The 25,168-nt window shown below is 60.6% G+C and carries 21 protein-coding genes; 10 read left to right on the forward strand and 11 right to left on the reverse strand.

The window, feature by feature from the left end; all coding sequences use genetic code 11:
• Positions 1-32: 32 nt before the first annotated feature.
• From IFT47_RS11200 to lpdA, 6 genes are all read right to left on the reverse strand, one after another.
• Positions 33-692 (reverse strand): hypothetical protein, encoded by a 660-nt coding sequence (locus IFT47_RS11200; RefSeq protein ID WP_197984152.1) that lies wholly within the window; start codon positions 690-692, stop codon positions 33-35.
• Positions 693-902: 210 nt separating this feature from the next.
• Positions 903-1,664, reverse strand: a complete 762-nt coding sequence (locus IFT47_RS11205; protein WP_192174509.1) for a substrate-binding periplasmic protein — start codon at positions 1,662-1,664, stop codon at positions 903-905.
• Positions 1,665-1,822: 158 nt separating this feature from the next.
• On the reverse strand, positions 1,823-3,106 hold the full coding sequence (locus IFT47_RS11210) for a hypothetical protein (protein ID WP_192174510.1): 1,284 nt from the start codon (positions 3,104-3,106) through the stop codon (positions 1,823-1,825).
• 13 nt (positions 3,107-3,119) lie between these two features.
• Positions 3,120-4,424: an O-antigen ligase family protein gene (locus IFT47_RS11215; protein ID WP_244656050.1), complete on the reverse strand. Its 1,305-nt coding sequence runs from the start codon at positions 4,422-4,424 to the stop codon at positions 3,120-3,122.
• A 459-nt stretch (positions 4,425-4,883) separates the two neighbouring features.
• Complete coding sequence (locus IFT47_RS11220; protein ID WP_192174511.1) at positions 4,884-6,503, reverse strand: glucan biosynthesis protein D; 1,620 nt, start codon at positions 6,501-6,503, stop codon at positions 4,884-4,886.
• A gap of 194 nt (positions 6,504-6,697) precedes the next feature.
• Positions 6,698-8,098 (reverse strand): dihydrolipoyl dehydrogenase, encoded by a 1,401-nt coding sequence (gene lpdA / locus IFT47_RS11225; RefSeq protein ID WP_192174512.1) that lies wholly within the window; start codon positions 8,096-8,098, stop codon positions 6,698-6,700.
• A gap of 421 nt (positions 8,099-8,519) precedes the next feature.
• Here lpdA and hflK point away from each other — a divergent pair, with 421 nt between their 5' ends.
• The 5 genes from hflK (at position 8,520) to cfaB (ending at position 16,019) form a co-directional block, all read left to right on the forward strand.
• Positions 8,520-10,487, forward strand: a complete 1,968-nt coding sequence (gene hflK / locus IFT47_RS11230; RefSeq protein ID WP_192174513.1) for a protease modulator HflK — start codon at positions 8,520-8,522, stop codon at positions 10,485-10,487.
• Between the two features lie 11 nt (positions 10,488-10,498).
• Positions 10,499-11,539: a protease modulator HflC gene (gene hflC / locus IFT47_RS11235; RefSeq protein ID WP_192174514.1), complete on the forward strand. Its 1,041-nt coding sequence runs from the start codon at positions 10,499-10,501 to the stop codon at positions 11,537-11,539.
• Positions 11,536-12,603 carry an SPFH domain-containing protein gene (locus tag IFT47_RS11240; protein WP_192174515.1) on the forward strand — a complete coding sequence of 356 codons (1,068 nt, stop codon included), beginning with the start codon at positions 11,536-11,538 and terminating at the stop codon, positions 12,601-12,603. The genes hflC and IFT47_RS11240 overlap by 4 nt, the downstream gene beginning before the upstream one ends.
• Complete coding sequence (locus IFT47_RS11245) at positions 12,600-14,555, forward strand: cation-translocating P-type ATPase (protein WP_192174516.1); 1,956 nt, start codon at positions 12,600-12,602, stop codon at positions 14,553-14,555. The genes IFT47_RS11240 and IFT47_RS11245 overlap by 4 nt, the downstream gene beginning before the upstream one ends.
• A gap of 279 nt (positions 14,556-14,834) precedes the next feature.
• Entirely contained in the window at positions 14,835-16,019 is a 1,185-nt protein-coding gene (gene cfaB, locus IFT47_RS11250) for a C17 cyclopropane fatty acid synthase CfaB (protein WP_192174517.1), read from the forward strand.
• 51 nt (positions 16,020-16,070) lie between these two features.
• On the opposite strand, the gene cls is transcribed toward cfaB, so the two are convergent.
• Positions 16,071-17,510, reverse strand: coding sequence for a cardiolipin synthase (cls, locus tag IFT47_RS11255; RefSeq protein ID WP_192174518.1), 1,440 nt, complete (start codon positions 17,508-17,510; stop codon positions 16,071-16,073).
• Between the two features lie 176 nt (positions 17,511-17,686).
• On the opposite strand from cls, the gene IFT47_RS11260 reads away from it, so the two are divergent.
• Together IFT47_RS11260 and IFT47_RS11265 are read left to right on the forward strand one after the other, a co-directional pair.
• A complete protein-coding gene (locus IFT47_RS11260) occupies positions 17,687-18,208 on the forward strand; it encodes a DUF3617 domain-containing protein (RefSeq protein WP_192174519.1) in 522 nt (173 codons plus the stop codon).
• Positions 18,209-18,452: 244 nt separating this feature from the next.
• On the forward strand, positions 18,453-19,691 hold the full coding sequence (locus tag IFT47_RS11265) for an N-acetylmuramoyl-L-alanine amidase (RefSeq protein WP_192174520.1): 1,239 nt from the start codon (positions 18,453-18,455) through the stop codon (positions 19,689-19,691).
• Between the two features lie 246 nt (positions 19,692-19,937).
• Here the strand turns inward: IFT47_RS11265 and IFT47_RS11270 are convergent, their stop codons facing one another.
• Positions 19,938-20,327 (reverse strand): glutamine synthetase, encoded by a 390-nt coding sequence (locus IFT47_RS11270; RefSeq protein ID WP_407073262.1) that lies wholly within the window; start codon positions 20,325-20,327, stop codon positions 19,938-19,940.
• 86 nt (positions 20,328-20,413) lie between these two features.
• On the opposite strand from IFT47_RS11270, the gene zigA reads away from it, so the two are divergent.
• Positions 20,414-21,616 carry a zinc metallochaperone GTPase ZigA gene (zigA, locus tag IFT47_RS11275; protein ID WP_192174522.1) on the forward strand — a complete coding sequence of 401 codons (1,203 nt, stop codon included), beginning with the start codon at positions 20,414-20,416 and terminating at the stop codon, positions 21,614-21,616.
• 12 nt (positions 21,617-21,628) lie between these two features.
• Here the strand turns inward: zigA and IFT47_RS11280 are convergent, their stop codons facing one another.
• The gene (locus tag IFT47_RS11280) at positions 21,629-22,000 is read right to left on the reverse strand and encodes an NADH:ubiquinone oxidoreductase (protein WP_192174566.1); all 372 of its coding nucleotides are present in this window, start codon (positions 21,998-22,000) and stop codon (positions 21,629-21,631) included.
• 49 nt (positions 22,001-22,049) lie between these two features.
• Between IFT47_RS11280 and IFT47_RS11285 the strand changes: the two genes are divergently transcribed.
• Entirely contained in the window at positions 22,050-23,012 is a 963-nt protein-coding gene (locus tag IFT47_RS11285; RefSeq protein ID WP_192174567.1) for a CobW family GTP-binding protein, read from the forward strand.
• Positions 23,013-23,032: 20 nt separating this feature from the next.
• On the opposite strand, the gene IFT47_RS11290 is transcribed toward IFT47_RS11285, so the two are convergent.
• A complete protein-coding gene (locus tag IFT47_RS11290) occupies positions 23,033-23,425 on the reverse strand; it encodes a DUF3301 domain-containing protein (RefSeq protein ID WP_074886003.1) in 393 nt (130 codons plus the stop codon).
• A gap of 134 nt (positions 23,426-23,559) precedes the next feature.
• On the opposite strand from IFT47_RS11290, the gene pdxY reads away from it, so the two are divergent.
• Complete coding sequence (gene pdxY, locus IFT47_RS11295; RefSeq protein WP_192174523.1) at positions 23,560-24,426, forward strand: pyridoxal kinase PdxY; 867 nt, start codon at positions 23,560-23,562, stop codon at positions 24,424-24,426.
• 17 nt (positions 24,427-24,443) lie between these two features.
• Here pdxY and IFT47_RS11300 read toward each other — a convergent pair whose 3' ends face one another.
• Positions 24,444-24,929, reverse strand: coding sequence for an acyl-CoA thioesterase (locus IFT47_RS11300; protein WP_122534219.1), 486 nt, complete (start codon positions 24,927-24,929; stop codon positions 24,444-24,446).
• Between the last annotated feature and the right edge of the window lie 239 nt (positions 24,930-25,168).

Here is a 25,168-nt window from a genome sequence, read left to right on the forward strand (position 1 = left end):
AGCGCTCTACCGCATTCGCGCATGAGAGACGCCTAGAAAGGTTTGGTGGCGATGACCTCTAGAGCATGCTGCTGCTTCAGCATCCACGAGGCGGATGCTCTGCACCGAGCTTCTACCAGTCCGATGATGATGCAGAAGTCGGCTTGGAGATCTCGACTGAAAATAGGTTCGTGGTGGGCAATGCGATTTCTGAGCAGTCGCACGTTGTTCAGGTTTTCAAATATCTTCTTGCGGTTTTCTGAGGTCGTATTGGCGGGCTCCAGGTTGGGAAAGACTTGGATAAGACACGAGTTCCAGATTCGATCGTCATGTCGGCTGGTAAACATTTTCTCCCAGAATACGAATTTTAGTTCGGCGACAATCTGGCCTGCAGTGCTGCGCTTCGACTTAAGGCGCTGCAGGTCTGTTAGCGGGTTATAGCCGGGGCCTGCGCACCGAGGAAGGCTGCGTTCGAAGCCAGAACTCCATGGCCAGGAGGGTCCGTGAATTAGTTCTAATGCGTCAGCAACGGCGTTGCGAACAACGACTTCACATATATGCAGGGGTGTAAGCAGTGCGCCCGATACGCGAGCATTCCAGGCGTAAAGTGCCAAAGCCTCTTCACCCCCGAACCCGGCAGCCGCAGCCGCACTTCGATACGTTGCCATCCGAGCCGATGAGAGGGCGGTCGAGACAGCGCAGGCTTTTTGCATTGACTTGATAAACCTATGTCCATATAGTTTTTTCACTAGCCACGGGACACGCGGGTGCATGCACCTCCCCCCGAGGACAGACGAAGTAACAAGAACCCCACCTCACGGTGGGGTTTTTTTTGAGGTCGGCATTGTACTTTCCAGATCTGGGATGCGCGCTGTCTACTATTCCAAGGTTACAAAATGGCTGGCTCATCGATCGGGCTGCTTTCACTTCGCCCCCTGCATCCCCGGCAAATACTTGCGTCGAATGCGCTCCAGCTCCCCCGTCTTGCTCAGGCTGTCGATCGCGCTATTGATCCGCGGCAACCACGAGGCGTATTGCGGCTGGAGCTTAAATACCAGCGGCGCTTCGCTGAGTCGTGCGCCCTGGGCGAACTGGCCGGGATCGAGGTCATTGCTTGAAATCAGCTCATCAAAGATGTCGTCGACCATGGCGATGGCGTCGACGCGTTTGCTCTGGAGCAGCTTGATCAGCGCTTCGTCCTTCGAGGTTTCCAGTCGGGTCAGGCGGCGCTGCTCGATGGCCGGGTCGAGTGCCCGGTAGTTGTAGCCCCGAACCATGCCGATGGTCAGGTGTTCCAGTTGGGCGATGGTCTGGCTGCGGGCAGGGTGGTCGGCCAGAAAGTACAGGTGCTCTCTAACCGTGGAATAGGGCTTGGAGAACACGTATCGACGTTGCTCCTCGGGGCTGTTCCAGATCAGTGCGTCGGCGTAATTGATATCGATCTCGCCCTTGCGCAGCATCGACTGCAGGCGATTGACCGGGTAGCTGACGAAGGTAACGTCCAGGTTGGCCAGCTTCGTCACGCGTCGCGCGATGTCGATGGAGATCCCCGCCAGATGGCCGTCCTTGTCCTCGTAGGCATACGGCTTCCACTGAGCTCCGCCCGCGACGTACGGCTCAGCCACGGCTGGCAGCATGAGCAGCCCGAGCAGACTGCCAACGATGAATCTTCCCCGAAGCCCCATACGTTCCTCCGGCAGCGTGTCTGCCCCAAGCCGTAAGGTAGCAGTAAGACATGTCCAGAAAATGTCGTATTGCCACTATCTGAATCTACCGCACATAAAAAAACCCGCGCTGACAGGTCAGGCGGGTTGGAACAGGTGCGGTCTTAAGGCGTCGCGGCTCAGGCGTCAGGGCTTAGGCGAATGATTTTCGGAAACTCCGTCAGCGTCAGCCGGGCCGAGCAGCGCTGGGCGTCGCACACCCACTGCTGCGGGGAGTCGGTCATGCCCTTGTCCGGTGTCTGCGTGTCGAGGATGCGCACCGGCTTGTTTTTCATGGCGGGGGCGCTGATGGTGACTTCGTGCTCGCGACCGCTGACCCACGCCACCAAAATGCGCTCGCGGCCATTGCTGAATGCCAATTGGAAGACGCCGTCGGACTGCAGGCTGTTTGCCGGCTCGTAGGTGAACTGAGGCAGATAAGGGCTGATGGCCTTCAGTACGGAATAAGCCGGTTTCGCACGGAGATCGGCCTCAAGCAGGCCAAAGTTGTGCTCCTGCTCGTTGCGGTTGGTGCCATCGTTGATCAGGTCATACCACCACATGCCTTTGACATTCGGCACGGTGCGGATGAGGAAGTACGCGCGCGCCAGGTACGCAGACTGGCGCTCGGCGCTGACGCCGCAGTTGCCATTGTGGCTAGGCCAGCTCATCTCGGTCAGATACAGCGGCACCGGCCTCCCAACCTTGGTGCTGATTCGACGGTCCAAGTCACGCATCCAGCCGATCCAGCTTTCCGGCGTGTTGCGGTAGCTGCCTTCGCAGTGCACGTATGGGTGCAGGGAGATGCCATCGGCGTACTTCATCACCCCTGCAGCCAGGATACGGTCGACGAAGCCACTCTTGATGCCCATGGTCGTTACGGCGCCAGCGAGTACCAGCGCCTGGGGATTGTTCTTGCGAACGATTGGTGCCGCGTCACGGACCAGCGTGACGTAGTCATTGCTCAGGCGCGGATCGGTCGGGCCGTCAAGGTCCCACTCGTTCCAGACCTCATAGAACCTGACCGGACTGCCCAACTGGCGGGTGAGGTAGTCCACGTATTTCAGGTACGGAATCTTGACCGCAGGTATGCGCGGCTTTGCGCCCCCTTGATATGAGCTGCCGTAGCCGAGAATGACCATCGGTGTGAGATTCAGTCCCTTGGCAGTGCTCAGCCATGCGCGCCAAGGCGCAATGATCTGCATCTGGCCGCGCACAGGTTCGGCCGTAGACCAGAAGGCGTCATCGCGAATGGACGTGACGCCCGCCACGCTTGCCATCTGAAGGCTGCGCAGCGGTTGCCCGGTGTTATTCATTGAATGGGTAGCGACGCCGACGATAAACGGCTCGGCCAGGGCGACATTGGCCGCGCACAGGGCGGCCATCAGTGCCAGGCCGCTCAGGCCGATGCTGCGAAAGCTCATGGGATTGCCTCGGTCAACTCAGGCCCGGGAGGCCGTTCCACGTGGGCAACTCATGGGGCTTTGGGGCCCGCAGTCTGCCCCGCGATTTCATGGCCAGTGCATGGCCGATTGCCATGCCCAGAAACATATTCGCGAGGGTAACTTCCAGCGTATCGGTCGTCCAGCTGACAATGCAGATACAAAAACTCGTCACCAGCAACGCCTTGCCATAACGGCTGACACTGTCGGCCAGGATGAAAAACAACGGGATGTGCAGGGCGTAGAGAAACAGTCCGACCAGGCCAAACGTCGCCCACAGGTACACCACGGTGCTGTCGGACACCATGAAGATGTCGGCGCCGACAACTGGGAAAGCGGCGACGGCACTGCCAACCAGCCCGAAGCCCACACCCGTGAGCGTTCGGTCCTCCTCCATCAGCGTCCGAATGACGTTGGGCCAGGTGTTGATCAGCCGGTCGTAGATGGACGCTAGCGAACTGGTGGCCGAGATCTTGTTGGCATCGAAGTCGGTCATCATTGCCACGAAGGGCAGTGACATGCCGAGTACAACCGCAACAACGATGGTCGCCCGTACTGTCCAGCGAAACCGCAACATCACCAGCAGACCCGTTCCGCCGATGAACGCTAATGCTGGCGCCTTGCTGGTGGTCAATATCACCCCGGCCAGACCGATCACGCAGACCACCAGCCCCAGCAACTTCGAGCGCAGGGTCGCCATCAGGTACAGACTGAGAATCGAGATGATGATGGCCAGTGAGCTGGAGATTCGCGCAAATCCGGCCGGGCGGTCCATGTCTTCGGAGGTCCATGCGGTATTGGCGCTTAGCTCGGTGCCGCCGACGGTGTAGCTGTAGCCCTTCCACGGCAGATTGACGTACCGGTCGAGGGCAATGCCGCCCAGCGAAGCCAGCAGACAGAAGGCAATCGCCCACATGAACAGGCGCTTGTGGCGAATGATCTGGTCACCGCAGGCGATCCCGAAGAGCAGCGGGCTGATCCCGTACAGCGCAAATGCGAAATTCCCGGCCTGAGCGCCATTCAACGCTGCCCATCCCGCTGACAGCAACAGCACCAGCAGGCTCAACCAGACGCCCGGCCCGGCTTTGAAGCTGCGCAGCTCCAGTGCGAAGAACAGCAGGCAGGCGACCTTCGGGGCGTAGAGCAATACGGAGATCCCTGCCTGATCCAGATAGAAACGCAGAGCCCCGTTGAAGGTCTCGACCAGCATCAGGCTGATCGCGACCAGCGCGATCGCCGTGGATTTATCGAATGAAAGTAAAGAAGGTTTTTCAACGTAGACGGGGGAAGTCGACATCATGTGCAGCCCCTCGGGAGCATTTGTACGTGTGATAAGCGTCAGCGTGCGAGCAGGCCGCCAGGCGAATAAACGCTACCGCCCAGCCAAGCAGCAATAACCGTCGATGGCGTGCAGTGGCGATGATTTGGGTGATCGCAGCGGGGGAGGAGGAGGGCGTTTCGGTCCCCTCGCGAGCGGTGCGACAGGGATATATCAGCCGCAGATTGGAGGGCTGTCAATCAATTAGTCAAATTTACGGACATATTTAATGATGGCTAAATATCTGTATTCGTAACTTATTGATTTATATAGCAGATAGAAAATTGACGCTGTTAAAAGGAGAAGAAGTCCTAGCCTGTTGGCCACTATCTATGACTCATTTTCGTTACAAGTACGGCGTATCCACCGCTGAATATCCAGCGGCTGATACGCCGTTTCGTGAGCAAGCTTGAATCCCGTTACGTCCTTAGTCGATCAAACTCAGGTGTAGCGGCGCTTGTCCGGTGCGGGCGGGAAGTACTGGTACAGCCAGGTCTCGCTCAACGTGCGATCACCGGTTTTGATGAACATGCGCATCTCCACGGGCTCTACGGAGTCGCTGGTCGGGTACCAATCGAAGGTCACGCGGAACCCCTTGATGTCCGGCAGCACCAGCACATTGAAATCCTGGACTTTGCCGTGTGACACAGTGACCACCGGCTCGATGCCCGAACCTTCCGGCAACCGGTCCAGCCCGCCGCCGTTGAAGTCCACGGCAAAACGCCGCGCCCAGACTTCCGGGTAATGCTCGCCCGGAGCCCAGCCTTCGATGAAACCGCCCATGCCTGAACGCGTCGCGTACACTTGAGCCAGCGGTGTGCTGACCGGGGGCAGCGGGCTCCAGTAAAGCTTGTAGCCGTAGTTCATCGACATCCCGGCCTTGACTGGCACTTTCGGGTTCCAGAACGCGACGATGTTATCCAGGGTTTCGCCCGTGGTCGGCAGTTCCAGCAGATCGATGGAGCCCTCGCCCCATGCCGTTGTCGGCTCGACCCACAGGCTCGGCCTGCGGTGGTACCAGTCCACGGTGTCCTGATAGGTCTTGAAGTCGTGGTCGGTCTGCACCAGACCGAAGCCTTTCGGGTCTTTGTCGGCGAAGGCGTTGAACTGGATCTTGGCCGGATTATTGAGCGGGCGGCAGATCCATTCGCCATTGCCGCGCCACATCGCCAGCCGGTCGGAGTCGTGGATTTCCGGGTGGAGCGTGTCGCACATGCGGCGTTCGTGAGTGCCGCAGCTGAACATGCTGGTCATGGTCGCAATGCCCAACTGCTCGATGTCCGCCCGCGCATTGATGTGCGCGTCGATGTCCATCACCACGCGGTCAGCCTGGCAATCGATATCGAAGCGATACGCGCCCGTCGCACTGGGGGAGTCCAGCAGCGCGTACACGACAAAACGTGTGGCGTCCTTAGTCGGCTTCTCGAACCAGAATTGTGTGAAGTCAGGGAATTCTTCAGGACTGTGGGCGTAGGTGTCGATCGCCAGACCCCGTGCGGAGAGGCCGTATTGCTTGTTGCTGTCGATGGCGCGGAAGTAGCTGGCGCCCAGGAACGACAGGATGTCGTTGATGGCAATCTCGGGGGCTTTGAACAATTTGAAACCAGCAAAGCCCAGGTCGCCCTTGAGCTGACTCTGGTCGATGCGACTGGCTTCGTAGTTGAACAGCTCGGGACGGAAATGCACTTCACGCGCCTGCTGGGTGGCCGGGTCGACGCTGTACATGCGCACCGGGGTCTTGAAGCCCGCGCCGACGTGGAAGAAATGCACGTCCAGTTGGCCTTTCACGTCATTCCACAGTGAATGGCCGGCGTCGTACTTGATCGCGTTGAATTGCTGGGGCGTCATGTTCGCCAGGGTTGGCGGCAGGTTCTGCTTGGTGCTGACGTAAGGCTTGCCGGCCATCTGCTTGGCGTTGTCCTGCAAGGTCTTGAAGTCAAAGTGTTCGATGTCGCCATCGGCGGCCGCTGCCAGCGCGCCTGCCGCATAAAGACCTGAGGCGGGTAGCGCGCTATAGGCTGCCAGCGCCATGGACGCTTTCAAGAGATTCCTGCGATTCATATGGTGAAGCCTCTGAAGATGCTGTGCCTTCCTGCACAAAAAAGTGCGCTTTCCCAATCCTTGCCGAACGCAAATTACCAACAAACAGATAACAATCTCGGCATCTTGTTCGCGCAAAGGGAAAAAAATCGTTTCAGGGCATCACCGATTTCGCTTCAACGTGTTGCTTGATCGGCCGATTTTGGCGGCGCATTTCAGGCTTGCGTGGTATGCCCTCCGACGCCCATCGCCGCCTGACGCAGCGCTTCTGACCTTGTCGGATGGGGATGACAGGTCAGGGCGATGTCCTCGGCTGACGCGGCGAACTCCATAGCCACGCAATACTCCGCGATCATCTCGCTCACGCTTGGGCCGACGAGGTGTACACCGAGAATCTCATCGGTTCGCTCATCCGCCAGCACTTTCGCGAAGCCGTCCGTTTCGTGATTGACCTTGGCGCGGCTGTTGGCGCTGAACGGGAATTTGCCCACCTTGTAAGCGCGACCTTCCGCTTTCAATTGCTCTTCCGTTTTACCGACGCTGGCCAGCTCGGGCTGGGTGTAGATGACGTTGGGGATCAGGTTGTAATTCAACTCGCCTTTCTTGCCGACGATCCGCTCGACACACACGCCGGCTTCGTCCTCCGCCTTATGCGCAAGCATCGGGCCTGACGTCACGTCGCCAATTACCCAGATGCCCTCCACCGCCGTGCGATGCCCCGTGTTGGGCAGGACGCCGCGCGTGTCCACTTCCAGTCCGACGGTTTCCAGGCCCAGCCCTTTCGTCACCGGGCGACGGCCGATGGACACCAGCACGTAGTCCGCTCCGATCTGCTCGGTTTCACCACCGGCGGCGGGTTCGACTGTCAGGGTGACGCCGGTGTCCGCGGCGACGGCAGAGGTGACCTTCGAGCCGAGTTTGAACGCCATGCCCTGACGCGACAGCGAGCGGTGCAGCGTCTTGCCGGCCTCCAGGTCAGTGCCATGGGCCACATGGTCGAGAAATTCGACCACCGTCACCTTTGCCCCCAACCGGCGCCAGACCGAGCCCAGCTCAAGACCGATGACCCCCGCGCCGATCACCACCAGATGCTTCGGCACCTCGCTCAGCGACAGCGCCCCGGTGGAGTCGAGAATACGTTTGTTGTCGATGGTCACGCCGGGCAGGGGCGTTGGCTCGGAACCAGTGGCGATGATGATGTCTTTGGCCGTCAGCTCGGTCTCGGCACCTTCAGCGTCGGTGACGATGACCTTGCCGGGCCCTGCGAGACGGCCCCAGCCCTTGATCCAGTCGGCCTTGTATTTGCGAAACAGAAACTCGATGCCTTTGGTCAGGCCGGTCACGCTTTCGGCCTTTTGCGCCATCATCTGGGGCAGGTTCAGCGTCGGCGTGACCTCGATGCCGAGCTTCTTGAATTCCTCGCCCGTCGCCGCCTCATACAGCTCCGAGGCGTGAAGCAACGATTTGGAAGGAATGCAGCCTACGTTGAGACATGTCCCGCCTAATGTTCCACGGCCTTCGATGCACGCCACTTTCAAGCCTTTCTGGCCCGCATGGATCGCCGCGTTGTAGCCGCCGGGGCCGCCACCGATGATGACAACGTCGTAGTGACTCATGAACGTACTCCTTGAGGAATCCAGCAATGGAGGGAAGCGTAGCCGCGTCTGGACAAATGTCGCGCGTCACTTGGCGGCTTAAATGATGGATGTAATATTTCTCCCGGAAGCGCTTCAAAGTCAAGTGAGCGAGTTTGGTCACTGCCTCGCGGGAAGTGTGCAGGACCAGCTTTAGCCGGGTAGGCGCCTTCCCGTCTGTGCAGTGACTAAACTCGATACGACGGCAGGCGATATCTACCTGTCTGCTGGCTGTCTGACCCCGTATCTCGCGTTACGCAAACGAATAATCAGACGAAAATTTCACGACTTCTGTTATATCGTAACGCCCTGTGTCAGCGTCACTTGTGCCGCGTAATTGCAACGCCGGTGGGTGGGCGGGAAGGGTGATGAATGGCGGCGTTAAACGGGCTTTGGAGTTGCAATGCGGGTTGATCTGGATGATGAGGGCGTTGCACCGGCGAGCCTGCCGCGATTTCAGCAGGCGGCTGTTCAATCGAGACGTCTTTCACGGCTGACGTACCTGACAGGGGCGATGGGCGTCATCGGCTTGGTGGTGTCGCTTTTCGTCGACCTCTTTTCCCCCAACTCGCTGTGGACGGCGGTGCTGACGAACAGCGCCGCCAGCCTGCTTGTGCTGGCGGCGGCGTTGCAGTCGGCCCACGTGGTCAGCCAATGGCGCGTCGGCGTCATCTCACCGCCTGAGTCGATTCGAACAGACGAAGAAGCGCTGCTTCACAGCGAAGAGCAGGGCTGGTACGACCGCGTGCTCGGACGCATCAGCGGCGCCGGCACTTCATTGGTCGGCCAAGTCGGATTGCCAGTGTTTTGGTTGGCCGGCTGGGCGTTGCTGTCGCTGATCAGCATTGGCCTGATCTGGAACCTTGCGCTGTCGGGCAGCAATGTCGGCCTCGTCGGTAACGCGGTCGGCGGTTTGCTCCTGTTGATCGGTTTTGCGCTGCTGGTGCTGGAGCGGCAATTCAGCAACGAGTCCGAGGCCAGTTGGCCTGAAGCCGAGCAGTTGGCGCAGATGACCAAGGTCGCCATCGGTACGCTACTGGTCACGGCGTTCTGCCTGTTTTTCTCCTCCGTTGACCGCGTATGGCCCGCCCGGCTCGCAGTGTTGATCGGACTCTTGCCAGGGCTGGTTGCTGTTGAGTTGCTCACCCGCGCGTTGCTGTCCGTTTTTAGTCCACGCAATGAACGCCTTGAGCCGCGCTTGATCGCCACCAGCTTTGTCGCCGGTCTGCTGCGCTGGCCGCCGCGCCCGCTGCTGGCGTTGCAAAACGAGTTGCACAACCGCTTCGGCATCGACCTGCGTCAGATCTGGGCGTTTACCTACATGCGCCGCGCCTTTCTGCCGGTGCTGGTGGTCATCGTCGGCCTCGGCTGGTTGCTGAGCGGTGTTCACGAAATCCCCATGCAGGGTCGCGGCATTTACGAGCGCTTCGGCAAGCCGGTTGAAGTCCTGGAGCCGGGTCTGCATGCCGGTTTGCCTTGGCCTTTCGGAACGGTGCTGGCGGTGGAAAATGGCGTGGTCCACGAGCTGGCGACCAGCGTCTCAGAGGGAGCCGGTGCCGAGCAGACCCTTGACCCTGCCGAAGGTCCGCCACCCGCCATCGCCAACCGTCTGTGGGACGCCACGCACATCAACGACAAGTCGCAAGTGATCGCCAGTGGCTCGGGAGACAAGCAAAGCTTTCAGATCGTCAACATGGACGTGCGCTTTGTGTATCGCATCGGTTTAACGGACGAGGCCGCACTGGCCGCGACCTATAACAGCGCCGACATTCCCAGCCTGATTCGCAGCACCGCCAGCCGCGTGCTGGTGCATGACTTTGCCTCGCGCACCCTCGACGAATTGCTGGGTGAGCAGCGCAACGATCTGGCGGCCGACATCGGCGACGCCGTGCAGCGCGACCTGAAAAAACTCGACAGCGGCGTGGAAATTCTCGCGACCGTGGTCGAGTCGATTCATCCGCCAGCCGGGGCGGCCAACGCCTATCACGCTGTCCAGGCCGCGCAGATCAGCGCTCAGGCGTTGATTGCCCGGGAACGTGGCGCGGCGGCCGATCAGGCCAATGTGGCGCAGCTGCACGCCAGCATGGCCCACGATCAGGCGGCGGCGACCTCGCGGGAAGTCATGGCCACGGCGCAAGGGGCGGATTTGCGCTTCAGCGCTGAACAGCAGGGCTACGCCAAGGCGGGCCAGGCATTCCTGCTCGAGCAGTACCTCAGTCAGCTGACCCAGGGGCTGACCCACGCCAAGTTGCTGGTGCTGGATCATCGGCTCGGCGGCACCAGCGCGCCGACCATTGATTTGCGATCTTTTACCCTCCCGGTCGACCCCGCAGCGTCGACCCAATCAGCTGACCAGCCCTCGGCTGAATAAGGAGTCTTCCCTTGAGTCTGTTTCATTCCCACGATCATCACGACCATTCTGGCCACGACCACAGCGGTCACGGTCATGGCGGCCATCATCACGGTCATCACCATGGCGAAGCCTCCGGCCCGGCCGTATTTCCGTGGCGTCGTGCTGCGCTGGCGGCAGTGCTGATTGCCTTCGCGGTCGCGGCGGCGAGTCTGGTGCAGGTGCGCTCCGGCGAGGCGACGGTCATCACGCGCTTCGGCAATCCGGCGCGAGTGCTGCTCGATCCCGGCCTGAGCTGGCGCTGGCCGGCGCCATTCGAAGCAGCGATCCCCGTCGACCTGCGTTTGCGCACCACCTCAAGTGGCTTGCAGGACGTCGGTACCCGTGACGGCCTGCGCATCATCGTTCAGGCGTACGTGGCCTGGCAGGTGCAGGGCGATCCGGACAACGTGAAGCGCTTCATGCGCGCCGTGCAAAACCAGCCGGACGAAGCAGCCCGGCAGATCCGCACCTTCGTCGGCTCGGCACTGGAGACCACCGCCGCCAGCTTCGATCTGTCGAGCCTGATCAACACCGACGCCAATCAGGTGCGCATCGCCGATTTCGAAAACCAGCTGCGTCAGCAGATCGACAAGCAACTGCTGACCACTTACGGCGTTCGCGTCCTGCAAGTGGGGGTTGAGCGTCTGACGCTGCCGTCGGTGACACTCAACGCGACGGTCGACCGGATGCGCGCCGAGCGTGAGACGATTGCCACCGAGCGCACAGCCATCGGCAAGCGCGAGGCCGCGCAGATCCGCTCCGCCGCCGAACGCGATGCGCGGATTGTCGAGGCCGACGCCACCGTGAAAGCCGCCGACATCGAAGCGCAATCCCGCGTTGAAGCGGCGCAGATTTACGGCCGCGCCTATGCCGGTTCGCCCCAGCTGTACAACTTGCTGCGCTCGCTGGACACCCTCGGCACCGTGGTGGGGCCGAGCACAAAACTGATTCTGCGCACCGATGCCGCACCGTTCCGGGTGCTCGTCGATGGCCCGCCGACCCTGGATGGCAAGGCTGGAACGCAGCCATGACCGAGCACGATGCTGCGCACATCGAGCGGCCGGTGGTGAACAGCCCTTGGCTGCAGGCCAGTCGCCTGGCGTTTCTGGGGCTGTACGTCGTGACACTGATGGCGGCGCTCGGCTGGGCTGTCTCCAATGTGCGGGAAATCGATCCACAGAACCGTGCGGTGGTGTTTCGGTTTGGCGAGTTGGACCGTGTGCAGAACGCCGGCTTGCTGCTGGCCTGGCCGCAACCGTTCGAGCAGGTGGTGCTGCTGCCTTCCGCTGATCGCGTGATCGAGCGGCACGTCGAAACGCTGTTGCGCTCACCCACTGCGTTGGCGGCCGACAAGATCACCAGCTTCGCGACGCCGATGAGCGACGCGCTGGCAGGGTCAGGCTATCTGCTCACGGGCGACGCCGGCGTCGTACAACTCGACGTGACGGCGTACTACAAAGTGACGGACCCACGGGAGTTCGTGCTGCAAGGCGAGCACGTGCTACCGGCGCTGGATCGTCTGGTCAATCGCAGCGCCGTCAGCCTCACCGCAGCGCGGGACCTGGACACCATTCTAGTGGCGCGTCCCGAACTGGTGGGCTCCGACAGCCAGTCTGCCGAGCGTCGCGAACGCCTGCGTGGCGATCTGGTGCAGGGCATTAATACGCGGCTCGGCGAGCTGACGGCCACCGGCGTCGGTTTGGGCGTCGAGGTGGTACGGGTCGACGTGCAGTCCAGTTTGCCGGCGGCAGCGGTGAATGCGTTCAACGCGGTGCTGACTGCGAGTCAGCAAGCCGATCAGGCCGTGGCGAACGCGCGGACGGATGCGGAAAAACTCAACCAGACCGCCAATCAGCAGGCTGACCGTACCCTGCAGGTCGCCCATGCCCAGGCGTCCGAACGGCTGGCCAAGGCGCAGACCGACACCGCCGCGGTGACCGGCCTGGCGATGTCGATCCAGAACAAGAGCGATCCCGGATTGCTGCTGCGTATCTACCGCGAGCGGGTGCCTGCCATCCTGAGACAGGCGGGTTCAGTGACCACGGTCGATCCCCGCGACGATTCCCGCCTGATCATCCAGGGAGCTGACAAATGAGTGGCGAAGCCGTGCATAACCATTCCCACGATCCTTCTCACACGCATGCCGCGCCAGTCGCGGCCGGCAGCATGCTCACCAGCCGCGAACAGCGCAGCGCAGCCCGTCAGTTGACGCTGGCGATGCTTGCCCTGGGCTTGCTTGCATTGGGGCTGGTCTGGCGATTCTTCTCGCCCGAGCAAGTCGGCGTCAGCCAATTGCTGCTGGGCGCCGCCTCGCTGTTGGTGGCCATCCCGGTGGTCAGCGCCGGCTGGCACAGCCTGCGTTATCCCAGCCTGCACGGCATTACCGATCAACTGATTGCCCTGGCCATGCTCGGCGCCTGGGCGACGGGCGATCTGATGACCGCCGCGTTGCTGCCGATCATCATGATCTTCGGCCACGTGCTGGAGGAGCGCAGCGTGATTGGCTCCCAGGAAGCCATTCAGGCATTGGGCCGTCTGACCCGCAGCCACGCCCGGCTGATCGACAAGGATGGCGTGATCCGCGAAGTCGACAACGGGACGCTGGTGGCAGGTGATCGCGTCGAAGTGCGCGCTGGCGACCGCGTACCGGCTGACGGCTTGGTGATCTCGGGGCAGGCCAGCCTCGACACGGCGCCCATTACCGGCGAGTCCGTCCCGCTTGAAGCGCGCGCAGGTATGGAAGTCTTTGGCGGCGCGATCAATCTCGACGGTCTGCTGCGTATCGAAGTGACGCGTATCGGCAACGAGTCGACCCTGGGCAAAGTCATCGCGCTGATGCAAAGCGCCGAACGCTCCAAACCGCCCATCACCCGACTGCTGGAAAAGTACGCCGGCAGCTACATGGTGCTGGTGCTGCTGATTGCGGCCGTGACCTGGTTCATCACTAATAACGCCCAGGCCATGCTGGCCGTGTTGGTGGCTGCGTGTCCCTGCGCGTTGGTGCTGTCGGCGCCGGCGACCGCCATCGCCGGTATTGCAGTCGCCGCGCGCCACGGCATTCTGATCCGCAGTTCGGCCTTTCTTGAAGAGCTGGCTGACCTCACTTCGCTGGTTGTCGACAAGACCGGCACACTGACTTATGGGAGTTTGCGCTTGCAGTCGGTTCAGGCCGAGGAGGGCGCGGGTGACGACGTCATTGCGCTGGCGGCAAGCCTGGGTTCGGCGAGCAGCCACCCGGTCAGTCGCGCGCTGGCGACGTTGGTCGGCAAGGATCATCTGCTTGCTCTGGACGACATTCGGGAGCGCCAGGGGCTGGGCGTCGTTGCACAGACCGCCCGGGGTGAAGCGGCGTTAGGGCGGCCTGAGCTGTTCGCGCAGTTGGGCATCGCGACGTCGCCGGTTCCCGACCACGATGGCCCGATTGCCGGGCTCGCGGTAAACGGGCACTTTCTGGCCTGGCTGCTGCTGGCGGACAGCCTCAAGCCCGAGGCTCGTCAGGCGTTGAGTGAGCTGCGCGAGCTGGGCCTGGGCCGGCAGTTGCTGCTGACCGGTGATCGCCAGAGTGTCGCCGACAGCCTGGGCCACGAGGTCGGCATCAGTGATATCCACGCCCAGGCGTTGCCCGAGGACAAGCTCAATCGGGTCATGAGCGAAATCAAAAAAGGCTTTCGCCCGATGGTCGTCGGCGATGGCATCAACGACTCCCTGGCGCTAAAGGCCGGCGTTGTCGGCGTCGCGATGGGGGCGGGCGGGGCGGACATCGCGTTGGCCTCCGCCGACATCGTCTTGATCGGCAGTGACCTGCGCCGCCTGGGCACCTGTGTGCGGTTGAGCCGCCAGTGCCGCCACACCTTGCAGGTGAACGTGATCATCGGACTCGGCTGGACGCTGGCCATTGTCGCCATGGCGGCTTTCGGCGTGCTGGGCGCGGCAGGCGCCATGATCGCTGCGGTCTTGCATAACCTCAGCACGCTGCTGGTACTGGGCAACGCCGGGCGGCTGCTGCGTTTTCACGAGCCCATCGCGAAGTTTCACAATCCCTCCTGAGCCAGATTCCCCGGCGCTTGTACCGAAAGCGCCGGGTTAGAGGCTCCCACTAAGTATTAAAATTCGCTTGAGCTTTGAAGAACTCTGTTACAAATTAACTCCAGTCTCGTTTCGGGGTGCTCCATTTACAGGCGACACACTGGCTCGAATTCTGGGGGCACAGCGTCGTACCCGTTGTAGGTTCGTCGTCGTTCAAACCAGCCAATCGCCTGACGGCTCCTGATCTGGAGCCGGTTATGGACTACCCTTTTCCATGTAGCTGGATCAGGGGGATTTCATATGCTCGCGCAACTTCCACCGGCGTTACAGAACCTTCATCTGCCGTTGCGTCTCAAGCTCTGGGACGGCAACGAGCTTGATTTGGGCAGTGATCCCCGCGTCACGATCGTGGTCAAGGACCCGTCCCTCGTTTCCGATTTCACCCACCCTAGTCTTGGCCTCCTTGGCAGCGCCTTCGTTGAAGGCCGGCTTGAGCTGGAAGGCTCGATCAGCGAAGTGGTCCGGGTGTGCGACGAGCTGACCAAGGCACTGGTGGATGAGGACGACGACAATCTCCCTGTGCGCACCGAGCACGACAAGGCCACCGATGCTGCGTCGATCTCCTACCACTACGACCTCTCCAATGACTTCTATCGCCTGTGGCTGGACCGGGAGATGGTCTACTCCTGCGCGTATTTCAAGACCGGCAACGAGACGCTCGATCAGGCCCAACAGGACAAGTTTCACCACCTGTGCCGCAAGCTGCGCCTTAAACCCGGGGAATACCTGCTCGATGTCGGCTGTGGCTGGGGAGGGCTTTCCCGCTTTGCCGCGAGTGAATACGGCGTCAAGGTGTTCGGCATCACGTTGAGCCGCGAGCAATTGGCGCTGGCCCGGGAGCGGGTGCGCGCAGACGGTCTGCAGGATCGTGTCGAATTGCAGCTGCTCGATTACCGGGATCTGCCCAAGGACGGCCGCTTCGACAAGGTCGTCAGCGTCGGCATGTTCGAGCATGTCGGCCACGCCAATCTCGAGCTTTACGCAAAATGCCTGTTCGACGCAGTGAAGGAGGGCGGTCTGGTGATGAACCACGGCATTACCGCCAAGCACACCGACGGGCGTCCTGTCGGGCGCGGCGCGGGTGACTTTATTGATCGCTATGTGTTTCCCAATGGTGAACTGCCGCACCTGTCGATGATCACCGGGTTCATCAGCGAGGCGGGTCTGGAAGTGGTCGATGTGGAAAGTCTGCGCCTGCACTACGCCAAGACGCTCGAACACTGGAGCGCCCGTCTGGAAGAGAAACTCGACGTCGCCGCGGCTATGGTGCCGGAGCAGGCGCTAAGGATCTTTCGGTTGTATCTGGCCGGCTGTGCCTATGCGTTTTCCAAGGGCTGGATCAACCTGCACCAGATATTGGCGGTGAAGCCGTATGCAGACGGCAGCCATCATTTGCCGCTGACGCGGGATGATTTGTACCGGTGAGTGCCCCAAGCCTGTGGGAGTCAGCTGACTTCCACAGGCCTTCAATACCACTCACAGAATCGGCGAAATCAGCCTAGCAACCCGCATCCCCAGCTGCTGCAAGTGATGTGTCTCTTTGCTCTCTTCGCTGGAGATCTCGTGGGAGAGGGCGAAGTCGTCGATCAGCATGTTTTCCACCTCCCGAGCGAAGTCTTCATCCACGGTCAGCAGCATGAGTTCGAAGTTGAGCCGGAACGAACGATTGTCCAGGTTGGCGCTGCCGATCGCCGAGATCGCGTTGTCCACCAGCACCACCTTCTGGTGCAGAAATCCGGGCTTGTAGCGAAAGATGCGAACGCCTGCGCGCACGGCTTCAAAGGCAAACAAACTGGAGGCGGCGTACACCGTGTAGTGGTCAGGACGGGACGGCAGCAGCAAGCGAACATCCACGCCGCGTAGCACCGCCAATCGCAGCGCTGCGGAGACAGGCTCATCGGGAATGAAATACGGGGTTGTGATCCAGACCCGTTCGGTCGCCGCGTGAATGGCTTCGACGAAGAACAACGAGCAGGTTTCCTGCGCATCAGCAGGGCCGCTGGCGAGTAATTGGCACAGCACGCCGTCTTCGGGGTAACTGTCCGGCAGGATCAGCGGCGGTATCTCCCGGGTCGCCCAGAACCAGTCCTCGGCGAACGATTCCTGCAGACACGCCACGACAGGTCCGACGACGCTCACATGGGTATCGCGCCATGGCGCCAGCGGCGGCTTGAGGCCGAGGTACTCATCGCCCACGTTGTGGCCGCCAACGAAGCCTTTGATGCCATCCACCACGACGATCTTGCGGTGGTTACGGAAGTTGATCTGGAAGCGTGTCAGCCAGCCGCCACGTGTGGCAAAGGCCTTGATCTGCACGCCGCCATCGCGGAGCTTCTCGATATAACGCGCCGGCAGCGCATGGCTGCCAATGCGGTCGTAAAGCACATGAATCGCCACGCCTTCAGCGGCCTTCTCCAGCAACAACCCTTGCAGGCGTCGACCGAGATCATCGTCGTGAATGATGAAAAACTGTACGAACACCACTTGCCGGGCGCTTTTGATGGCCTTGAATATCGCGTCGAATGTTTCATCGCCGTTGATCAACAGCTTCACTTCGTTGTTCGCCAGGCACGGCATGCGTCCCAGCTTCGGCATCGCGCGCAGGGAGCGATAAGCGTCCGAGCGCCGCGCCGCTACCGCCTCTTCAATCCATGGCTTCCAGTTGAAGTCGGCGATCGCCACGCGCATTTCGGTGTTCGCCTGACGCCGCGCCTTGATGTAGGCATCAAACGTACTCCTGCCGAAAACCAGATACGGAATCAGTGCGACATAAGGGATGAAGATGAGAGGCATCGCCCAAGCGATTGAGCCCTGAGCTGTACGCACCGTGAGTAAGGCGTGGATAGCTGCGACAATGCCCAGCAGGTGAGTGAAACCGAGCAAATAGCCAAAGAAATACGGGCTGTGGTAATCCATGCGCAACCTTGTGCCATAAGCTTATTGGTGTCTAACAGACCACAAGGCGCCGGGATTGTCGCTATTTTATTGAGGCTGCAACTGGCTGCCCGATCCACCGTCTAAACGTCATCGTTCAGTGGCCTGCGTGCAGGCCGCACCAAGATGCCCAAGAGTCATTAAAGGAAACCCGATTCATGAAAAAGCGCGTACTGGCGTTGATGGTTTGTATGACTGCGCCCTTCGCCCAGGCGCAGGTTCTGCAGCCCGGACTGTGGGAACTGAGCTCCAGCAACATGCAGGTAGATGGCCAACAGATGCCGGACCTGCAAGTGATGCTGTCGCAATTGCAAATGATGGCGCCGCAGCAGCGCGCAGCCATGGAACAAATGCTGGAAAAACAAGGCGTTACTCTGGGCGGGAAGGGCGTTCGTATTTGCCTGACCCAAGAGCAGGTCAAGAATGAGCAGATTCCGCTGACAGATCCGAAGTCTGGCTGCACCCAGCAGATAACCGAACGCACCGGCGCCACCTGGAAATTTAAATTCAGTTGCCCTCGCGCTCAAGGCACTGGGACTGCACAGTTCCTCAGTGACCGCGAGTTCAACACCCACGTCATTGGCTCGTTCAACGCCACAGGCCAGCAGCAGAACGGCAGCATGGACACGCGCGCTGTATGGCTCGGTCAGCAATGCGGCACTGTAAAACCAAGGACCTGATTCTCTCTGCTTACTAAGCGCCCTGACTTTTCAGGGCGTTTTTGTCTGTACTGACAGAGGGTCGTGTTCCACGTGGAACATCTTGTTGTTTCACATGAGCTTTTTCGCCTTAGGTGTTGAGAAGCCTCACTAAAATCCCGCCGATCTTATAAAAAGCTTCATCTTCGCCCGATATTCCGGCTGTTATATTGTAACCATGTCCTCCATCTCTGAGCCGGGATGCTCTTCGCCTTCGGAACGTGCCATGCACCGACGTCAAATGCTGCTTAACATGCTTTTGGCCAGCGCCGCCTTTGCGCTGCCATTCTCAGTCAATGCGACGCAGATCCGAAACGCCCGCCTGTGGCGTACTGACAGCAAGCTGCGGCTCGTGTTTGATCTCAGTGGCCCGGTTCAATACAAGACCTTCACGCTCAGCGCGCCTGAACGGATCATCATCGATTTCAGCGGCGCGCGGCTTGAAGGCAACTTCAGTCAGCTGGCGCTCGAAAACACGCCGATCAAATCCATCCGCTCCGGCCACTTCGGTCAGAGTGATACGCGCATCGTCCTTGACCTCGCATCGCCCGTGCAGCTCAACAGTTTCCTGCTGGGTCCCGAAGGTGCCCAAGGCAACCGGCTAGTGCTGGATCTGGGCCATGACGTGCTTTCTCGTCCTCCGGTGCAGTTGGCCGCCGCTGCGCCATTGGCGAAAGAGCCACCCGTGCAGACAGCAGGGAGAGATCGATCCAAGCGCGACATCATGGTGGTCGTCGACGCCGGGCACGGTGGCAAGGACCCGGGCGCCGTTGGCTCGAAGGGTGAGCGCGAGAAAGACGTCGTGCTGTCCATCGCGCAGTTGCTCGCCAAACGCTTGAAGCGAGAAAAGGGCTTTGATGTGCGCCTGGTCCGCAATGACGACTTCTTCGTTCCGCTGCGCAAGCGCGTCGACGTCGCACGCAAATACAACGCTGACATGTTCATCTCGGTCCACGCCGACGCAGCCCCTCGGTTGACGGCTTCCGGCGCGTCGGTGTTTGCCTTGTCGGAGAACGGCGCGACATCTGCCACGGCGCGCTTCATGGCCCAGCGTGAAAACGGCGCCGACCTGATCGGCGCGACCAGCCTGTTGAACCTGAAAGACAAGGACCCGATGCTGGCCGGCGTGATTCTCGACATGTCGATGAACGCCACGATCGCCGCGAGTCTGGATTTGGGTCACACCGTACTGGGTAGCCTGGAAGGGATCACGACGCTGCACCAGAAGCGCGTGGAACAGGCCGGGTTTGCGGTACTGAAATCACCCGATGTGCCGTCGATTCTGGTCGAGACCGGCTTTATCTCCAACAGCCGCGACAGTCAGCGCCTTGTCACTGCGCGCCATCAGCAGGCCGTGGCCGATGGTTTGTTTGACGGCATGAAGCGCTACTTCGAGCGCAATCCGCCGGCAGGCTCGTACGTGGCCTGGCGGCAAGAGCAAAAGGCGAATGAGGCGGTCGTCTGACGGACTCAGTCGTAACGCAGGATGTGCAAGTTCGCTCTCATCAAGCGTGACACCACTGCAGATGCACCTGCCTAAACGCCCATTGTGGGAGCGAGCTTGCTCGAGAACAGGTCGACATCCGCTGCATATATAGCGCCTGGAACACCGTCTTCGTGAGCAAGCTCACTTCCACATGGACAGTGTTTGCCAGGGAGCCAGCACGGCGTATGGACGACGAAATCTTCCCTGATGCCTGCAGGGGTCAGCTTACCGACAACCCATCACCCGGTCGCAGGTGATCTTGGAACGGCTTCCATTTGAGCTCGACACCCGACTGATCGTCGTCCAGCCCACTTTCTGGATGTAACCCACCCACGTCTCGCCGTCCGATGCGAGCCCGGTAAAAAACGTCAGCGAACCGTATCGGCTGTTGGTCTGCGCCCAGCGGCGATTGCCCACGCTTTCAACGCCGCGCACAAACATCGTGTTCCCTGCGACCGCCACGCTGTACGTGTTGTGGCCGGCATCGATGCAGGCCAACAGCGTCGCGCTGCGTGTGCATAGCGCCTTGTCCAGCCTGGGCGAGGGCGGCATGGCGATCGCCTGCGTGCTCAACGCCAGTAAGCACCCTGACAAAAGCCAAAACAACCGAGTCATGAAGCGGCCTCAAAAAAGATTAGCGTGTGCGTATCGTTATACTATAACGTAAAAAGCGATATCATCCGTACTCTGGTGAAACCTTCATGAACCGCCTTCCCGTTACCGTTCTCTCCGGCTTCCTTGGCGCTGGTAAAAGCACGCTGCTGAACCACATCCTGCGCAATCGCGACAATCTGCGCGTCGCCGTGATCGTCAACGACATGAGCGAGATCAACATCGACGGCAGCGAAGTTCAGCGGGACGTCAGCCTCAATCGGGCGGAAGAAAAACTGGTGGAGATGAGCAACGGCTGCATTTGCTGCACCCTGCGCGAAGACTTGCTGGAAGAGGTCAGCCGGCTGGCCCATGAAGGCCGGTTCGACTACCTGCTGATCGAATCCACGGGCATTTCCGAGCCGCTTCCCGTAGCGGAGACCTTTACCTTTCGCGATGAGCTGGGCCGGAGCCTGGCCGATGTCGCCCGCCTCGATACCATGGTGACGGTTGTCGATGGCCTTAATTTTCTGCAGGACTTCAACGCTGCAGAGAGTCTGGCCTCGCGCGGAGAGACCCTGGGCGAGGAGGACGAGCGCGCGATCACTGATCTGCTGATTGAGCAGGTCGAGTTCGCCGACGTGATCCTGATCAGCAAGATCGACCTGATCAGCTCAACCGACCGGCGAGAGCTGATGGCAATTTTGCGGCGGCTCAACAGCCAGGCAGAGATTCTGCCGATGGTCATGGGCGCCGTGCCCCTCAGCAAGATTCTGGACGCGAACCGTTTCGACTTCGAACGTGCGGCTCAGGCACCGGGCTGGCTCAAGGAGTTGCGCGGCGAGCACATGCCAGAGACCGAAGAATATGGCATCGCGTCCACGGCTTATCGGGCGCGTCGGCCGTTTCATCCACAGCGATTTTTCGACTTCCTGAATGCGCCGTGGGAAAACGGCCGACTGCTGCGCTCGAAGGGCTTTTTCTGGCTCGCCAGCAAGCACGAGGACGCCGGCAGTTGGTCCCAGGCCGGCGGCTTGATGCGTCACGGTTTCGCCGGTCGTTGGTGGCGCTTCGTGCCCAAAGCGCAGTGGCCGCAGGACGACGAAAGCACGCAGGTGATCATGCGCAGCTGGGAAGCCGAGACCGGCGACTGCCGTCAGGAACTGGTGTTCATCGGTCAGAACATCGACTTTGCCCGGCTGGCGGCAGAGCTTGATCAATGCCTGCTGACTGACGCCGAGATGGCGGGCGGCGTTGCGGACTGGCGCTCGATGCCTGATCCGTTTGGCGACTGGTATGGCGACGCGGCGTAGCACCCGTCTGACTCACTGCGTTTTCCAGATGCCCTTGCTCTGCTGCTCGCAGAACGGTTTGAGAAACGCGGCGTCGCTGGCAACGCCGTAATAGTGAATGTTCTGCCGATAAGGCATATTGGCCACCTGCGCGTTGCTGCACTGGCCAAATGACCCGGCAGGGCACTGCTCCGAGTACGTGACCTCGGTTTTCTGATCCTTGAGCTGAGGTTTGCAGAATCCGTCGTGGAACAGGTCTGGCGGGATGTTCAGATTTTCCTGACAGACTTTGACGTCCACTCGCTCGCCTTGGCTGTGCACCACGCACGACTCAGCGCGGACCTGCGTCGACGTCATTGCCATCAGCGCCCATGCCAGCCCCATAGGCAGCCAGATTGCTCGCATCATTTACCTCCGTCAGCGCTCATTCAGGAGCGATCTCAAAATGGCCGACATGCTGCAGAACATCCCCACTCATGTCATTGCGGGCCCTTTAGGTGCTGGCAAGACGAGTCTGATCAGGCATCTTTTGAAGCAGAAACCGGCGGGCGAGCGCTGGGCTGTGCTGATCAATGAGTTCGGCCAGATCGGCCTGGATGCTGCGCTGCTGACGACCGGCGATGATGGTATCGCACTTGGCGAAGTGGCTGGTGGCTGCCTGTGCTGCGTCAATGGCGCGCCTTTTCAGATTGGCCTCGGCCGGCTCTTGCGAAAGGCCAGGCCGGACCGCTTGCTCATCGAGCCCTCCGGGCTGGGGCATCCGGTTCAGTTGATCAAGCAATTACACGAGGCGCCCTGGGTCGGGGTGCTGTCGGTCCAGCCCAGTGTCATGGTGCTCGACGCCCAGGCACTCGCCCACGGCAAAGTGCTGCCTGAGACGCAACGAGAAGCCTTGGCCCATGTGGGTTTTTTGGTGCTGAACAAGTCTGAAGGGCTGGACGCCATAACGCGAAAGGCGATCGCCGATGCGCTGCCTTCTCGCAGGCTGTACTGGACCGACCACGGCGTATTGTCTCTGGATTCGTTGCCTGGCGTTGAGGTCAACGCTCACGCTGGCTCGGCCAATCCGGCCATCCCCCAATCATTGCCGCAACTCCCCGCAACGTGGGCGGATCCAGCCACGCCGGTATGCCTCAGTCAGCAGCAGGCGGAGGGCTGGAGCATCGGCTGGCGCTGGCACCCTGAGCGAGTATTTGATGCGGCGAAAGTCCAGTCCTGGCTGCAAACCTTGAACTGGCGGCGTGCCAAGCTGGTTATCCACAGCGAAAAGGGGTGGATCTCAGGCAATGCGGTGAACGGGAGTGTGCTGGAATGGGCGTCGAGTGAGTGGCGCAAGGACTCTCGCCTCGAGCTGATCTTCGATGGTCCTCAGGACGAGGCCGCTTTGCAGACAGCGCTGGCGGCCTGTCTGCTCTGAAACGAGTTATCCACAGAGGATCACTGCTTCCACTTGTTGTGTTCTTGACGCCATTGGCTCAGCTGAATGATCTCGGCGGTCGGTTTCGGGTCTTTGATCTCGAACGGGTAGGGCGCCAGCTCGATCTGCGCCGCGTGGGCACCGAACATGGTGATCGTGCCGGGATGCCGGTGCTCACCGGTGACCGTGAACTCGAAGTTATACACCCGCGCCAGTCGCTTGCGACCCTCATTGTCGCGCTTGAACGCGAGTCGCTTCAGCGCCACGTTGCCGTCGAGCAACTCAAGATCAAGTTTGGCGCAGTGCTGTTTGACGCGTTCGAGCGCCCGTTCACGCAGGCCATGGGCGTGCCACAGCCAGGCGCCGGCAGTCGCCAGCAGCATGAGGACGAAAATGTTGCCCAGGGTCAGCATGGAAAAGGAACTCCAACAGAAGGCTTGCAGCTTAACTGCGTCGGGTGACAGACAGCCATAGCCCTAAAGTTTAATTTCGCTTCACTTCGTCCGGCATCGCCACTACTGTGCCTTCCCGGTCTCAGGAACCTGCCATGAAACGTACGCCCCATCTACTCGCCATCCAGTCGCATGTCGTGTTTGGTCACGCCGGCAACAGCGCAGCCGTGTTCCCTATGCAGCGTATCGGCATCAATGTCTGGCCGCTTAATACCGTTCAGTTCTCCAACCACACTCAGTATGGCCACTGGGCGGGGGAAGTCCTGGCGCCGCAGCAGATTCCGGCGTTGGTCGAGGGGATTGCGGCGATAGGCGAGCTGGGCAATTGCGATGCGGTGCTGTCGGGTTATCTGGGGAGCGCAGCGCAGGGACGCGCGATTCTGAGCGCCGTTGCGCAGATCAAACGCGCCAATCCACGCGCGCTGTATTTGTGTGATCCGGTGATGGGGCACCCGGAGAAGGGCTGCATCGTGCCGCAGGAAGTGAGCGATTTCCTGCTGGACGAAGCCGCTGCAGTCGCCGACTTCCTTTGCCCGAATCAGCTGGAGCTGGACAGCTTCTCCGGCCGCAAACCCGAATCGTTGCTTGACTGCGTGGCCATGGCGCGGGCGTTGCTGGCCCGAGGTCCCAAGGCGGTAGTCGTCAAGCACCTGGCCTATCCGGAGAAACCTGCGGATGGCTTTGAAATGCTGCTGGTGACCGAGGACGAAACCTGGCACCTGCGCCGGCCGCTTCTGGCGTTCCCTCGACAGCCAGTTGGTGTCGGCGACCTGACGTCCGGGCTGTTCCTGTCCCGGATTCTGCTCGGTGACGACCTGCGCAGCGCCTTCGAATTCGCGGCTTCAGCGGTGCATGAAGTGCTGCTGGAGACCCAGGCCTGCGGCAGCTACGAGCTGGAGCTGGTGCGCGCGCAGGACCGAATCGCTCACCCGCGGGTCAAGTTCGAAGCGGTCCGGCTGTAAGCCAAACCGGTGCTTGCTTAAACCGGCTCATCCTTGATTTCACGATAACGCTTCTCCAGCTCCTGACGGATCTGGCGGCGTTGTTGTGCCTGCACGTAACGGCGCTTGTCTTCGCTGTTGGCCGGTGTCAGCGGCGGTACGCTGGCAGGTTTGCGCTGGTCATCCACCGCCACCATGGTGAAGAAGCAGCTGTTGGTGTGACGAACCGAGCGCTCGCGGATGTTTTCGGTCACCACCTTGATGCCCACTTCCATGGACGTATTGCCGGTGTAGTTGACCGACGCCAGGAACGTGACCAGCTCGCCGACGTGAATCGGCTCACGGAAAATCACCTGATCCACCGACAGCGTCACCACATAGCGCCCTGCGTAACGGCTGGCGCACGCGTAAGCCACTTCGTCGAGATACTTCAGCAGCGTCCCGCCGTGCACGTTGCCGGAGAAGTTGGCCATGTCCGGGGTCATCAATACAGTCATCGACAGCTGGGCGTTTCCGGGTTCCATAGCGTTGCTCACGGTCTAAAAGGGTCAGAAGGCACCTTGCTCGGGTGCTCGAATGCAGATTGGCGACAAAACCATCGATACCGGGACGCCAACGGCCGCTCCGCCGTCACGCCCTGTACCCATCTGTTTCCATATATTGCACTGGCTTCTCCCGCTTTTGTGCGGTGTTAACCTGCGGAAGCCCTTGGATGGGGTAAATCCTGCGTCTCAGTCAGAATATTCAGGCTTCGTTGGCGAGT

It is taken from the genome of Pseudomonas sp. CFBP 13711 (assembly GCF_014842265.1).
Taxonomy (GTDB): Bacteria; Pseudomonadota; Gammaproteobacteria; order Pseudomonadales; family Pseudomonadaceae; genus Aquipseudomonas.

Coding starts and splice junctions, on each gene's coding strand:
- IFT47_RS11200 (WP_197984152.1), bottom strand. CDS start 692: ATGCAAAAAGCCTGCGCTGTCTCGACCGCCCTCTCATCGGCTCGGATG.
- IFT47_RS11205 (WP_192174509.1), bottom strand. CDS start 1,664: ATGGGGCTTCGGGGAAGATTCATCGTTGGCAGTCTGCTCGGGCTGCTC.
- IFT47_RS11210 (WP_192174510.1), bottom strand. CDS start 3,106: ATGAGCTTTCGCAGCATCGGCCTGAGCGGCCTGGCACTGATGGCCGCC.
- IFT47_RS11215 (WP_244656050.1), bottom strand. CDS start 4,424: ATGATGTCGACTTCCCCCGTCTACGTTGAAAAACCTTCTTTACTTTCA.
- IFT47_RS11220 (WP_192174511.1), bottom strand. CDS start 6,503: ATGAATCGCAGGAATCTCTTGAAAGCGTCCATGGCGCTGGCAGCCTAT.
- lpdA (WP_192174512.1), bottom strand. CDS start 8,098: ATGAGTCACTACGACGTTGTCATCATCGGTGGCGGCCCCGGCGGCTAC.
- hflK (WP_192174513.1), top strand. CDS start 8,520: ATGCGGGTTGATCTGGATGATGAGGGCGTTGCACCGGCGAGCCTGCCG.
- IFT47_RS11240 (WP_192174515.1), top strand. CDS start 11,536: ATGACCGAGCACGATGCTGCGCACATCGAGCGGCCGGTGGTGAACAGC.
- IFT47_RS11245 (WP_192174516.1), top strand. CDS start 12,600: ATGAGTGGCGAAGCCGTGCATAACCATTCCCACGATCCTTCTCACACG.
- cfaB (WP_192174517.1), top strand. CDS start 14,835: ATGCTCGCGCAACTTCCACCGGCGTTACAGAACCTTCATCTGCCGTTG.
- cls (WP_192174518.1), bottom strand. CDS start 17,510: ATGGATTACCACAGCCCGTATTTCTTTGGCTATTTGCTCGGTTTCACT.
- IFT47_RS11260 (WP_192174519.1), top strand. CDS start 17,687: ATGAAAAAGCGCGTACTGGCGTTGATGGTTTGTATGACTGCGCCCTTC.
- IFT47_RS11265 (WP_192174520.1), top strand. CDS start 18,453: ATGCACCGACGTCAAATGCTGCTTAACATGCTTTTGGCCAGCGCCGCC.
- IFT47_RS11270 (WP_407073262.1), bottom strand. CDS start 20,327: ATGACTCGGTTGTTTTGGCTTTTGTCAGGGTGCTTACTGGCGTTGAGC.
- zigA (WP_192174522.1), top strand. CDS start 20,414: ATGAACCGCCTTCCCGTTACCGTTCTCTCCGGCTTCCTTGGCGCTGGT.
- IFT47_RS11280 (WP_192174566.1), bottom strand. CDS start 22,000: ATGCGAGCAATCTGGCTGCCTATGGGGCTGGCATGGGCGCTGATGGCA.
- IFT47_RS11285 (WP_192174567.1), top strand. CDS start 22,050: ATGCTGCAGAACATCCCCACTCATGTCATTGCGGGCCCTTTAGGTGCT.
- IFT47_RS11290 (WP_074886003.1), bottom strand. CDS start 23,425: ATGCTGACCCTGGGCAACATTTTCGTCCTCATGCTGCTGGCGACTGCC.
- pdxY (WP_192174523.1), top strand. CDS start 23,560: ATGAAACGTACGCCCCATCTACTCGCCATCCAGTCGCATGTCGTGTTT.
- IFT47_RS11300 (WP_122534219.1), bottom strand. CDS start 24,929: ATGGAACCCGGAAACGCCCAGCTGTCGATGACTGTATTGATGACCCCG.